At 44.9% G+C, this 13,058-nt stretch carries 13 protein-coding genes; 4 read left to right on the forward strand and 9 right to left on the reverse strand.

All coding sequences use genetic code 11. The features are described from left to right. Nucleotides 1-116: 116 nt before the first annotated feature. Both KIT90_RS16410 and srmB read left to right on the forward strand, forming a co-directional pair. Complete coding sequence (locus KIT90_RS16410; RefSeq protein ID WP_285377586.1) at nt 117-836, forward strand: tRNA1(Val) (adenine(37)-N6)-methyltransferase; 720 nt, start codon at nt 117-119, stop codon at nt 834-836. A gap of 107 nt (nt 837-943) precedes the next feature. Then, nucleotides 944-2,167, forward strand: a complete 1,224-nt coding sequence (gene srmB / locus KIT90_RS16415; protein ID WP_005434916.1) for an ATP-dependent RNA helicase SrmB — start codon at nt 944-946, stop codon at nt 2,165-2,167. A 60-nt stretch (nt 2,168-2,227) separates the two neighbouring features. Here the strand turns inward: srmB and KIT90_RS16420 are convergent, their stop codons facing one another. From KIT90_RS16420 to KIT90_RS16430, 3 genes are all read right to left on the reverse strand, one after another. Further along, nucleotides 2,228-2,863: an alternative oxidase gene (locus KIT90_RS16420; protein WP_285377588.1), complete on the reverse strand. Its 636-nt coding sequence runs from the start codon at nt 2,861-2,863 to the stop codon at nt 2,228-2,230. A 202-nt stretch (nt 2,864-3,065) separates the two neighbouring features. Beyond that, nucleotides 3,066-3,842, reverse strand: a complete 777-nt coding sequence (yaaA, locus tag KIT90_RS16425) for a peroxide stress protein YaaA (protein ID WP_009707704.1) — start codon at nt 3,840-3,842, stop codon at nt 3,066-3,068. Between the two features lie 110 nt (nt 3,843-3,952). Next, complete coding sequence (locus KIT90_RS16430; protein WP_285377590.1) at nt 3,953-5,389, reverse strand: sodium:alanine symporter family protein; 1,437 nt, start codon at nt 5,387-5,389, stop codon at nt 3,953-3,955. Between the two features lie 722 nt (nt 5,390-6,111). Between KIT90_RS16430 and KIT90_RS16435 the strand changes: the two genes are divergently transcribed. Continuing rightward, on the forward strand, nt 6,112-6,297 hold the full coding sequence (locus KIT90_RS16435) for a DUF3545 family protein (RefSeq protein ID WP_009707706.1): 186 nt from the start codon (nt 6,112-6,114) through the stop codon (nt 6,295-6,297). A gap of 229 nt (nt 6,298-6,526) precedes the next feature. On the opposite strand, the gene KIT90_RS16440 is transcribed toward KIT90_RS16435, so the two are convergent. The 3 genes from KIT90_RS16440 to nfo all read right to left on the reverse strand — a co-directional run bounded on the left by KIT90_RS16440 (nt 6,527) and on the right by nfo (nt 9,194). Continuing rightward, on the reverse strand, nt 6,527-7,078 hold the full coding sequence (locus KIT90_RS16440; RefSeq protein ID WP_041057741.1) for a hemerythrin domain-containing protein: 552 nt from the start codon (nt 7,076-7,078) through the stop codon (nt 6,527-6,529). Between the two features lie 143 nt (nt 7,079-7,221). Then, complete coding sequence (ung, locus tag KIT90_RS16445) at nt 7,222-7,902, reverse strand: uracil-DNA glycosylase (RefSeq protein ID WP_009707708.1); 681 nt, start codon at nt 7,900-7,902, stop codon at nt 7,222-7,224. Nucleotides 7,903-8,306: 404 nt separating this feature from the next. Then, nucleotides 8,307-9,194: a deoxyribonuclease IV gene (nfo, locus tag KIT90_RS16450; protein ID WP_285377595.1), complete on the reverse strand. Its 888-nt coding sequence runs from the start codon at nt 9,192-9,194 to the stop codon at nt 8,307-8,309. A 326-nt stretch (nt 9,195-9,520) separates the two neighbouring features. Between nfo and grcA the strand changes: the two genes are divergently transcribed. Further along, a complete protein-coding gene (gene grcA, locus KIT90_RS16455) occupies nt 9,521-9,898 on the forward strand; it encodes an autonomous glycyl radical cofactor GrcA (protein WP_005434930.1) in 378 nt (125 codons plus the stop codon). 110 nt (nt 9,899-10,008) lie between these two features. On the opposite strand, the gene KIT90_RS16460 is transcribed toward grcA, so the two are convergent. The 3 genes from KIT90_RS16460 to thrB all read right to left on the reverse strand — a co-directional run bounded on the left by KIT90_RS16460 (nt 10,009) and on the right by thrB (nt 13,042). Then, entirely contained in the window at nt 10,009-10,668 is a 660-nt protein-coding gene (locus tag KIT90_RS16460) for an NADPH-dependent FMN reductase (RefSeq protein WP_285377597.1), read from the reverse strand. Between the two features lie 140 nt (nt 10,669-10,808). Next, nucleotides 10,809-12,089, reverse strand: a complete 1,281-nt coding sequence (gene thrC, locus KIT90_RS16465) for a threonine synthase (protein WP_061007749.1) — start codon at nt 12,087-12,089, stop codon at nt 10,809-10,811. Further along, nucleotides 12,086-13,042 (reverse strand): homoserine kinase, encoded by a 957-nt coding sequence (gene thrB / locus KIT90_RS16470; protein WP_010445935.1) that lies wholly within the window; start codon nt 13,040-13,042, stop codon nt 12,086-12,088. Before thrB ends, thrC begins: the two co-directional genes overlap by 4 nt. Between the last annotated feature and the right edge of the window lie 16 nt (nt 13,043-13,058).

Here is a 13,058-nt window from a genome sequence, read left to right on the forward strand (position 1 = left end):
TAGTTCTTTGTCTCGATCAATTGAGAATACAATTTAATAACCAACAAGATAACAATCCATACAATTAAGAAACAATAGAGCATTTATCTCCATTATTGAGTAAATATAAAACAATCATGAAGAGCGAAAGATTCCAGACTAAGGGCTTCAAGTTCAAGCAATTTTCCATTCACGGTGGCGAGAGCGGCATGCCCGTCAGTACCGATGGCGTGATGCTCGGCGCTTGGGCAAACTGTCCACCACAGAGTAAAATTTTGGATATTGGTACTGGCACAGGGTTGTTGGCATTAATGTGCGCTCAGCGGTTTCCTAACGCACAGATCACTGCCCTTGATATTGAAATCTCGGCGGTCGAAGCAGCACAGAAAAACTTCGCCCAATCTCCGTGGTCAGACAGACTCTGCGTTCGCCACACCGATGTGTTGCAGTTTGAATCGAAACAGCGCTTTGAACACATCATCTGCAACCCGCCTTACTTCAACAGTGGCGAGCAATCGAAACAAAGCCAACGAGCAACGGCAAGACACACTGATACCTTGCAACACGCCGCATTACTCAAACGCTGTTATGAGTTACTTGAACAAGATGGTAGCGCCAGTTTCGTTCTACCAATTACCGAGGGCGAACAATTTATTGCTATGGCGCAACAACAAGGGTGGCACTTATCGCGTATCTGTCGCGTGCAACCATCACAGAAAAAGCCCGTGCACCGTTTACTGTTTGAATTAGCCAAACAAGCTTGTGATACTCAGGAAACGCATTTGATCATCCATTCAAGCGAGGGTTATAGCGACGACTTTACTCAGCTAACTCGCGAGTTTTATCTTAAGATGTGAAATAACATGTGATCCTTGTCACCAATCACTTTATAATGTGCGACCTTTTTATATTCTATGCTGCTGTGGCGAACCATTAACCAAGCTTTGCTTGTGGAGAACTCATTGTGATCAGAACCTTTGCTGAACTTGATCTAGACCAAAACCTACTAGAAGCCATCGAAGAGATGGGCTACGAACGCCCAACTAAAATTCAGGCAGAAGCGATTCCACAAGCGTTAGATGGTCGTGACATTCTAGCGTCAGCACCAACTGGTACTGGTAAAACGGCAGCGTTCGTCCTGCCAGCACTGCAATACCTGCAAGATTTCCCACGTCGTAAACCTGGGCCTGCACGTATTCTGATCCTAACGCCAACTCGTGAACTTGCGATGCAGGTAGCGGATCAAGCTCGCGCTCTGGCGAAAAACACCAAGCTAAACATCTTCACCATCACTGGTGGCGTTCAATACCAAGAGCACGCAGACATCCTAGCAACCACACAAGATATCGTGGTAGCAACACCAGGTCGTCTACGCGAATACATTGACGCAGAGCGTTTTGATTGTCGTGCGATTGAATGGTTAATCCTTGATGAAGCAGACCGCATGCTAGACATGGGCTTTGCGCCAACGGTTGACCGTCTGTCTAACGAATGTCGCTGGCGTAAACAAACCCTTCTGTTTTCTGCAACACTAGAAGGCAAAGGCGTAGAAGGTTTCACAGCAGACCTACTGAACGAACCAGCAGAGATCGACGCAAAATCACCGCTGCGTGAGCGTAAGAAGATTGCACAGTGGTACCACCGTGCTGATGACGCTGAGCATAAACTTGCCCTGCTAAAACACATCATCACAGAGCAAGCAGAACGCACTATCGTGTTCTTGAAGACTCGTGAGCGTTTAGCAGAGCTTCGTGCTCAACTAGAAAGCGCACAAATTCCATGTTCTTGGATTCAAGGTGAAATGCCTCAAGATCGTCGTAACAACGCCATTGCTCGTTTCCGTGAAGGTACTGTAAACGTGCTACTAGCGACAGACGTAGCTGCACGTGGTATCGACCTTCCAGATGTATCACACGTAATCAACTACGACATGCCACGCACGGCGGACGTGTACCTTCACCGTATCGGCCGTACGGCTCGTGCAGGTAAGAAAGGTAATGCTATCTCAATCGTAGAAGCGCACGACCAACCAATGATGGATCGCGTTGCACGTTACGTGAAAGAAGACATCAAAGAGCGTTTCGTGAAAGAAATGCGCCCTAAACACAAAAAACCAGTGTTTAAGAAGAAAAAGAAAAAAGACGACAAGAAGAAAGTAGCGAAAAAGAAAACCGCGAAGAAGAAGTAATCACGTCTGATTGATTCCAAATCTAAAAGAGCCGCAATCGCGGCTCTTTTTGTTTTTCATCTATAGCTGATGAGCTGGAAGAGTTTTGTCTTCATAGGCATCAGCGAAGCCATGGTTGCGATCACGGTGCCCCGCTTCATCTTCTCGAATCCGCAAAATCACATCTCTTAGCATCGCATCGGCAGGCAGCTTGTAGTAATCGATCGCCAGAGTCGGAGCTGGTACGTTCTCCACTTCCCCGCTATCAATTTTCTCTAGGTACTCAGTGTAGCTATTACACGCTTCTTCTTCGAAGTACCCCACAACACGGTGCGCGATTTTAGAAGACAGCAGATAGATGACGCTGTACACAACAATGAAAACACCTTGTCCCAGCAACACCAACAAACGCTCAACCAAACTTGGCTTGGCAATATCGAGGAAAATCATTAGGTGCATGCGCTCGTTTTCGGCCTCGTCGAGGAGTTCTCGGATCCAACCTTCATCGTCTTTCATTCGACGTAGCGCTTTAAGGTGATTGAACATCCCAGCCACCATACCTGGCACAGCAGCGATCGTTTCGAGAATCACAGCGCGCTTCGCGTATTTCTTGCCATAAAAGATGTTCAGAGTGAATTTCAGCAACTTGGTAATACGCAGTGCAATGTACTCCGATAACTTAGAGGCTTTTTTATGTGTGAGCTTGAAGTCTGACATAGGAGAACTCCTTTATTTTTAAAGTTGCATTTAAAATACAACTTCAAACCTTATTACTCAACTATTTTTTAAGATATAAACTTTTTATGTAAAAACTTCGATTAAGATCAGATCGAACAGGCATAAAAAAGCCGGATAACTATCCGGCTTTTTGGCGTACTTTACTTCGCTGAGTCATCCACTCGCGATTAACTTACTTAAATCAGTTTTGCTCTTCTCGTTTGAACACCAAATCAGTTGGGGTCGACTCTTCTTCAACGAAGTAGTAACCCGCAACATCAAACTTAGTGAGGTCAGCAACGCTTTCGATACGGTTTTCGATGATGTAGCGAGCCATCATGCCGCGCGCTTTCTTCGCGTAGAAGCTGATCACCTTGTATTGACCATTCTTACAATCTTTGAAGATTGGCGTGATCACTTGTGCATCCAAGTTCTTTGGCTTCACCGCTTTGAAGTATTCGTTCGATGCTAGGTTGATCAGTACGTTGTCGCCTTGCGCAGCAATCGCTTCATTCAGCTTATCGGTAATGACATTACCCCAGAACTGGTAAAGGTTAGTACCCTTGTCGTTTGCTAGCTTAGTGCCCATTTCAAGACGGTATGGCTGCATCAAATCAAGCGGCTTAAGCAGACCGTAAAGGCCAGATAGCATTCGTAGATGATCTTGCGCGTAATCGAAATCGGCATCAGAAAGAGTTTCCGCTTCAAGACCAGTGTACACATCACCTTTAAACGCAAGAATCGCTTGGCGCGCGTTGTCGGTAGTGAAGGTTTCACTCCACTCTTGGAAACGACCAACGTTCAAATCAGCGATTTTGTCGCTCACTTTCATCAGTGATGAAACATCGGCAGGTGTTAATTTACGGCATACCTCGATCAGCTCTTTTGAATAGCTAACCAAGTCTGGTTGAGTAAACTTCTCGGTTGCAAGTGGAGACTCGTAATCAAGCGTTTTAGCTGGAGAAACGACGATAAGCATGACTTTAACTTCCCTAATTTTGTTTTCCATTAGGGTACAAAAAAAGCCATGCATTGTCTGCATGGCTTTTTGAATCGTGTTGATAGCTTTCAACGATGATTGGACATCACTTAGCTATCTTTCTTGTTGTTATCCCAGATACCTTCCTCTAGCTGAGATTTCAGCTCAGGGAAATCATTCGGATCAAACGTTGGTACTTTGCCTTCGCTTAACTGACGGTTGTAGTCTTTCGCCAGTTTAATCACGATGCCAGATAGCAAGATGATCGCCACCAAGTTCACAATCGCCATCAGCCCCATAGAGACGTCAGCAAGTGACCAAACCACAGGTAGAGAAGCTAGCGCACCAAACATAACCATACCTAGTACAACGATACGGAAGATACCTAGACCCGCTTTGTGGTTGTGCTCTAGGAAGATTAGGTTTGTTTCAGCGTACGAGTAGTTCGCAATAATCGAAGTAAATGCGAAGAAGAAGATCGCAACAGCAACAAAGATGCTGCCCCAATCACCAACTTGTGAGCTCAATGCACGCTGAGTTAGCTCAATACCGGTCACTTCCGTTGCTTGACCAACGTACTCACCTGACATAAGGATGATAGCCACTGTCGCAGAACAGATAACAATCGTATCCATGAATACGCCTAGCATCTGAACGTAACCTTGAGATGCAGGGTGCGGTGGATAAGGGGTTGCAGATGCTGCTGCATTTGGTGCAGAACCCATACCAGCTTCGTTCGAGAACAGACCGCGTTTGATACCGTTGATCATCGCCTGTGCGATGGCATAGCCAAGACCACCAGCAGCTGCTTCTTGCAGGCCGAATGCGCTCTTGAAGATAAGCATTAGAACGTCTGGTAGTTTCTCTAAGTTAGAAAGCATCACGAACATCGCAAGAACGAGGTAAGCCAGAGCCATTACAGGAACAACCAACTCAGCAACTTTCGCGATACGCTTAATACCACCAAAGATAACGACAGCGGACAAAGCAACAACTGCGATACCTACGTAAAGGTCATCCCAACCAAATGCGTTGCTCATTGCATTCGCGATAGAGTTTGCTTGAACGGCGTTAAATACCAAACCAAAAGCGATGATTAGGAAAATTGAGAACAACACGCCCATCCAGCGCATGCCCAAGCCTTTTTCCATGTAGTAAGCAGGACCACCGCGGTAGTTGCCATCATCATCTTTGGTTTTGTATAGCTGCGCCAGTGTGCTTTCTGCAAACGACGTCGCCATACCAAGCATCGCAATCAACCACATCCAGAAGATTGCACCAGGGCCACCCGCAGTCAGTGCAACTGCAACACCCGCCATGTTACCCGTACCAACACGTGCAGCAAGACTAGTACAAAGCGCTTGGAAAGAAGAGATACCAGCTTTGTCTGCTTTACGACTGTTCTTTAGAACAGAGAACATGTGGCCGAAATGGCGGAATTGAATGAATCCCAATCGAACGGTGAAGTAGATTCCTACACCAACAAGAAGATAAACAAGAATCGAGCCCCAAAGGAGGTCGTTCATCAAATTGATTAAGTCTGTCATGTGTACCTCAAAGTGAGTTGCGCCGGTCTTTGCTTCCGAGCCATCCACCAGATTGCATGCTAAGTGTCAAAGTCTGCTTAGCTTTTTGAATAATGTTTATTGCGCAATCTAGAATCGTAAACGTCGCTTCATGCATCCATTTTACGTACCAGCGTATTTTTTGACGGGCGGATAATGCAGCCTCAACAAGCAAAAATCAATATGCAACCAGTAAAATAACCTTGTTATTTTTCACTATAAAGTCACCAAAAGTTAACATAAAAGGAAAACTTAACGCTCACAAACAGCAACATCTTGTTTATCAAAACTCAACATAAAAAGCACCAACACCGTTAACAAAATGACATACCATTTATTTTTGATGAGGCTAGTAATCACAAGGTATCTGATAAAAATTTCCTGTGTTGGTTTGTTACCATTGGATACATTTTCATCAAAGCGATGCTATGCAACCTTAGTATTCAAAAATTGAGTAAAATAAGCCGTTCGAATTAACATACCAAATCTCTTCATTTAATCGTTTTCGTGAGATCGTTCGCTTATTTTTTGTGCATTTTCAACGCATGCAAAATGTGATTCTGTAAGTATTTTTGCACGAAAATGTCATGTTACCGACACAAATGCGAAATATATCATGGTTATCCTCACGCCTATTGTGGTACTAAAAAAGCTCCACAAGGACTGGTTACAACAGTTTAGATAGAAAAAGGTAAAGGTGGCTTATGGAAGGCTTTCAACTCGACGACCTGTTTGGTCTGGATACTACCTCAACAAGCAAATCTCGCGCGAAACCAGTGAAGCGTAAGTGGCGAGAAATTGAAGAAATGAACGATAGACGCAACTTGCTCAAGGAGCTGCGTGAACTGGACGTCTGTCACGACATCACTCTGGATGACATCAAACTATAATTTGCGCAAAAGGCACCTCAATGGTGCCTTTTGTCTTTTATAGATACAGCAAAATTGGGTGACTTTTATGCGAGTTTCATAAGCATGTCACCCATTCTTACCTATTGAGAATTTCCCTCTGTTTTCACTCATATTTGTAACGAAGTAATTTCCAAACAATTCTCACCAAATAAGAAAGCGGCAAAATAAACCACACAAACGCAATCGTTTACTTTGCCATTTTTCTGGTTTAGACGAACTCAACATCGTTTTGATGCACTCGAGCGGCAAGTTGTTTATATCGATCCGCGATGGTGTTACCAAAGACTGGGTCATCTTCATTCTCATGCCACAAGCTTTCAACGTATTGCCAATCTTGGGAAGTAAATAACTCTTCAATCAAAGGTAAAACCTGGCGCTCTTCCAACTCAAGGTGGCGTTTTTGCGTCACAATAAAGTCTTCTAGCTGGTTTATGAACATTTCTTGAGGGACAACCGCATCCTGCAAGATCATCTCTATCAACAGTGAGAACTCTTTGGTTTTGCTCGCCAGCACTTGGTGTTCTAACTCCAAGTCTTCCATGGTCTTTTGCTGACCATAGTGTTCGAGGAAATAGTGATAGAGGATATCTTCTTTAGGGTGGTGAATTTTTTCAGAATGGTTAGAGAGGTAATCCACGATCTCACTCACCAACGCATAGTTGATGGCGCGTTCTTGTTTAATCTCATTTAATTTGTGGCGCAATATCGCCAGCAGACGGACCATATAGCCGTGTTCGCGTCGAATTCTTTCGATCATCATAGCGTCTCTCCTTAACACCTACTTTTTATAAGTGTATATGAGAAACCCAATACCTGACTCGACGGTGTTCAAAAAAACAGCGATCGTCTTCCCACGATCGCTGTACTGATTTATTTCTCTATATATAAGAAGGAAATTGAGATTTACACCGTCATAGGTAAATGCCAATTGATGGCTTCTTTACCTTGCTGAAGCAGAATCTGGTTCGCTTGCGAGAATGGCTTACTACCAAAGAATCCACGATGCGCCGATAACGGCGATGGATGCGGCGCTGCCAAGACATGGTGTTTATTGCGATCGATAAAACGACCTTTCTTCTGCGCATGTGAGCCCCACAGCAGGAACACCACACCTTCTTGATGCTGGTTAATGGCCTCAATAACACGGTCAGTAAAAGTTTCCCAGCCGGTTTTCGAATGTGAGTGTGCTTTGCCCTGCTCTACTGTTAACACGGTATTGAGTAGCAACACCCCTTGTTCAGCCCAGCTTTGTAGAAAGCCATGTTGAGGAATTTGGAAACCCTCAATATCCTGCGCCAGTTCTTTGTACATATTCACCAAAGACGGTGGCGTTTTAATGCCAGGCAGCACAGAGAAACACAAACCATGCGCTTGATTAGGACCGTGGTAAGGGTCTTGCCCCAGAATCACTACTTTAACGTCTTTGAACTCGGTAAAACGAAACGCATTAAATACGTCTTTCGCTGGCGGATAAATGGCTTTGCCCGCCGCTCGTTCTGCTTCAACAAAATTCAAAGTATCGACAAAGTAGCTCTGCTCTTTCTCTTCGCCGATCACATCGTGCCAAGTGGGTAACTGATTCATGGAAAGTTCCTGTCCTAATGTTTCCCTCTATTCTAACGAGCGAAACTCAAACAAACAAAAACTTACCACCAGCTTGAGACGGCTTCTCAAAAACTGATGAACAGACAATCCGCATTGACCTTGCTGGTTTGGCTAAAACCAAAGTAACCAATACTAATAATGATGACGCTAATTACGCTGCGGCGTTCGAAAGTGTCCTTGTCCTGATATATGGCGGTTTGGAGTAGGTAAACGTAATACTCGTCGAGAGTGTGTCGCTGGGATAAAAGAAACTGGTCGAGACATATTGTCATCCTCCTAACTAGCTTCGCCTAACTACAACGTTGAGTTCAGGCGTTTAAAACAAGCGCATAACCGCTCAATGGTTTTAGCTAAGAAAGAAGGATGCCAACTTTGCCATCCCGTTAGGAATTAACCATTTCTTCCATGTGGAATTGGCGTAAGGTGTCGATTTCTTGCTGCCAAATATCTGGGTCAATTGTTTCTAAAATCAGAGGGATACCATCAAAACGTGGATCTTTAACGATGTACTCAAAACAGCTCCAGCCGATCTCGCCTTTGCCTAATGAGTGGTGACGGTCAACCTTGCTAGCGAATTCGACTTTTGAATCATTTAGATGCATTGCTCTTAAATAGTGCATGCCTACGATACGGTCGAACTCAGCAAAGGTATGCTCGCAATCCTCTTTGGTACGCAGATCGTAACCTGCGGTAAACGTGTGGCAAGTATCGAGACATACGCCAACACGTTCTTTGTCTTCCACTTGATCGATGATTTCAGCCAAATGCTCAAACTTCCAACCTAAGTTAGTGCCTTGACCTGCCGTATTCTCAATCACAGCGATCACATTCGGCACTGCTTTGTGCGCGAGGTTGATCGACTCGGCGATCGTCGCCAAACACTCTTGTTCCGAAACTTTCTTTAGATGACTACCAGGATGGAAATTCAGCAGCGTTAACCCAAGTTGATTACAACGCTCCATCTCATCAATAAATGCCGCGCGGGATTTATTCAGCTTTTCTTCTTCTGGAGCGCCCAAGTTAATCAGATAAGAGTCATGGGGAAGAATGTGTTTGGCGCCGAAACCAAGCATTCTGCAGTTTGCTTTGAACGCACTAATGGTTTTTTCTTCGAGTGGTTTTGCAACCCATTGGCGTTGGTTCTTAGTAAACAGAGCAAACGCATTCGCACCAATTTCACGAGCACGAAGAGGCGCTTGATCGACCCCTCCAGCCGCAGATACGTGAGCACCAATAAATTTGTTTCTAAACTTGTTTTTCATGTTTGTCATTTAATCACTTTAGACTTTCAGTATGGCTACCTAAATACAGGCAGTTGCGTAAACAAGGTTAAGTTTTGAACTCATTTTGTAGTAAATTTACAACAAAATTAACTTTTAAATATTTTTTATATTATCAAATAAATTGTAAATAGTATGTTTTCAAACGTTTTATTGATTTAACTCAAGAAAATCACCTTCAAAAAATTAAGGTTTTTGGTTGTTTTTTGACTTAAATCAATATTAAAATAATGGATATTGGCTATATAATACTTAGCTCGACAAAAATTCGAAAATTAACACCAATAATCACCACGTAAGTGGTCTAGGAGATAGTGATGATCCAAGGTATCCAAATTACTAAAGCAGCTAACGACGAACTACTAAACTCAATCTGGCTACTAGATAGCGAGAAGAACGAAGCGCGTTGTGTTGCAGCAGCATCAACTTACGAAGCTGACCAAGTTATCGCAATCAGCGACCTAGGTGAATACGAAAGCCGTGAAGTAGCAATCGAAACTGCTCCTCGCATCGAAGGTGGTCAACACCTAAACGTGAACGTTCTTAAGCGTGAAACTCTAGAAGACGCAGTTGCACACCCAGAGAACTACCCACAGCTAACTATCCGTGTTTCTGGTTACGCAGTACGTTTCAACTCGCTAACTCCAGAACAGCAACGTGACGTAATCGCTCGTACTTTTACTGAGTCTCTATAATCTCTCAGTAAACTAGCTTGCTAGAATTTAAAAAGCTTGGTCAACAATGACCAAGCTTTTTTTGTTTCTGGATCCTTCTAAACCCTTCCGACAGTAGAAACAACTCGCCTCTAAGGTGCATTTCTTTGCGAAGGATCTTTCTGAAACGCTTGTGCTAAGGAGGTTGGATCAAGCCTATCTCTTTGCAGTGACGCCCCTTCTGCCCACCAAATCAGTTGATACATAGTGCGATTCATATAGCTGTCCCACTGCGCCTGCTCCGACTCATCCGCAGCCACACCCTGTTCATCAAACACCTCTTGTGCTTTCGGAATGTGGATCATTGCCGACACTGGCAAGCACCCCAACTCGGATAAGAAAGTACGCATCGACACTGCAGCACGAGCGCCACCCCATTGCCCTGCAGAGTAGGTCACGATAGCACTTGGCTTATAGGAAAACAGTGAACTGCCAAAATGGTTAAGCATGTTTGCCAAGGCAGGACTCATCGAATGGTTGTATTCCGGGCTAACCATCACATAACCATCGGCATGTTTGATTTTGTTTGCCAGCTCGCTTAGGTGCTCCGGCACTTTAGAGCGGTGATAAGCAAACTCGGGCTTAAACACATCGCCAAAGTCATAGTCCAATGGGTCAATAATTTCGACAGTATGTTGCGAATGCTGACTCACGATGAGTTTTTCACACGCTCTACTGACTCGCATTCCTAAACGGGCTGGTCGTGGTGGCGTGCTGTCTCTCACCGAACCTAGAAAAATCAAAAAATGCATGCTTCTCTTTCCATCTCATTTAGTTAAGTTCGTTTCTCAATCATAAAGAGAGTTAAAACTTACCGGCAATAAAAAAGGTGAATGATTGCTCATTCACCTCTCGTTATTTGTGTTTTTGATACTGACTGTATTTTTGAAGCTTACTGCACGCGGCGCAGTACTTGCTTCAGTGCGTCAAAGTCTGCGTCGAGATCTTCCGATAGCAGCTCCATCGCAGCGTGCTTCGCTAGTGGCGCAGGAAGGTCGATGTCTGATTCTAGAATATCATCCACCACTTCTTTGAACTTCGCAGGGTGAGCAGTACATAGGAACAGACCGGTTTCACCGTCTTGCAATTGTTCTTCAAGAACGCGGTAAGCAATCGCACCGTGCGGTTCACACAGGTAACCCATGCTGTATAGATCTTTTACTGACTGTGCGCTTTGCTCATCAGATACTGCACCTTTACCTAGCGTCTCCAAGCCCCACTCTTTCACGCGACACAGCTCTTCAATACGAGGCCAGTTGTTTGGTTGGCTCACGTCCATCGCGTTCGATGTTGTTGCGACTGTTGGTTTTGGCTCCCACTTACCTGTTTCTAGGTAGCGAGGAACCGTGTCATTGGCATTCGTTGCAGCGATAAAGCGTTTGATAGGCAAGCCCAGCGCTTTTGCCAGTAGACCAGCAGTTAGGTTACCAAAGTTACCACTTGGTACAGACACGACTAGGTTTTCACGCTCTTGTTTGCTCATTTGCGCAGCTGCTTCAAAGTAGTAACAGATTTGCGCCATCAAACGGCTGATGTTGATCGAGTTTGCAGAGTTCAGACCGATCTCTTCACGCAGTGCAGAATCATCAAAAGCTTGCTTAACCAGAGCCTGACACGCATCGAAGTCACCATCGATCGCAACAGTGTGAATGTTTTTACCAAGCGTACAGAATAGCTTCTCTTGCAGCGGGCTGATTTTGCCTTTCGGATAAAGAATCACAACGTTGATGTCTTCCATACCGTAGAAAGCATGCGCAACGGCTGCGCCAGTATCGCCAGACGTTGCCGTCAGAATGGTGATCTTGCCGCCGTCCGAAACCGCAGCAAGAGATTGCGCCATAAAGCGACCACCAAAGTCTTTAAACGCAAGCGTTGGACCATGGAACAGTTCCAGTGCGTAAACACCGTCTTTTACTTGGTTGATAGGCGCAGGGAATTGGAATGCAGCATCAACAAGAGCATTCACTTGCTCTTCTGCAAGTTCATCGCCAATTAACGCTGATAGAATCTTAGTGCTACGAGAGACAAAGTCTTCTGCAAGCAGCGCATCGATATCTTCAAATTTTGGTAATTCCGATGGGAAAAATAGGCCTTGATTGCGACCTAACCCTTGGCGAACGGCTTGGCCAAAGGAAACTTGTTCATCATTTTCTTTTATATTGTAAAGCTTCATAGCTCACTTCCTGTTACTTTCGAACCCTGCTTATCTAGACGACAAACGTGGACGAATCCTTCTTCGTTTTGTACGTAGTTCTGTTCTAACCAGCGAGCAACTCGCTCAGCGACATCTTTCTCTTTGCAAATACTGAACAGTGTCGGCCCACTGCCAGAAATACCGGTAGCCAATGCACCCGCAGACGCTGCGTATTGACGTGCATTCGCAAAACCCGGAAGCAGTTTCTCACGATACGGTTCTGCGATCACGTCTTTGATCATTTTTGCAGCAAGTTCTGGCTGACCAGAATGACACGCATGAATAAAGCCTGCAAGGTGGCGACCATGAGCAATGATATCTTGTCGACGGTATTGAGATGGTAGGATCTCACGCGCTTCTGCTGTGGATACTTTGATACCCGGATACGCCATCACCCAGTACCAATCATCAAAGCAAGGCACTTCTTGGCTGATGATACCCAACTCTTCAAGCATCAACTGCACACCGCCAAGGTAACACGGTGCGACGTTGTCGTAGTGAATACCACCAGAGATCTTGCCTTCCATTTCTCCCATCAGTGCCAGTAACTCTGTCTCGTTAAGTGGCTGCCCATGGAATCGGTTCAATGCATCTAATGCCGCAACGATAGAACATGCGCTTGAGCCTAAACCAGAGCCAATTGGCATGTTCTTTTCTAGCGTCATCTCAAGTGGTTTTAGCTCGACACCTTTTTTGTCTAGCTCACGAGCAAACACCACCCAACAATCGTAAACGATGTTCTCTTTCGGCTCGGTTGGCAGTTTCTCAACAAAGTCACCCGCCGTCTTTAGACTGAACGGCTCAGCCCCAGACTTAACCAACACTCGGTCTCCCAAAAGAGTGCCATCAACTGGGGACACCGCCGCCCCCAGAACATCAAAACCAACGCTTACATTACCAATTGATGCTGGGGCATAAACCACTACATCCATATCACTTGAACTCATT

The organism is Vibrio sp. B172a (assembly GCF_030248355.1).
GTDB classification, from domain to species: Bacteria; Pseudomonadota; Gammaproteobacteria; order Enterobacterales; family Vibrionaceae; genus Vibrio; species Vibrio owensii.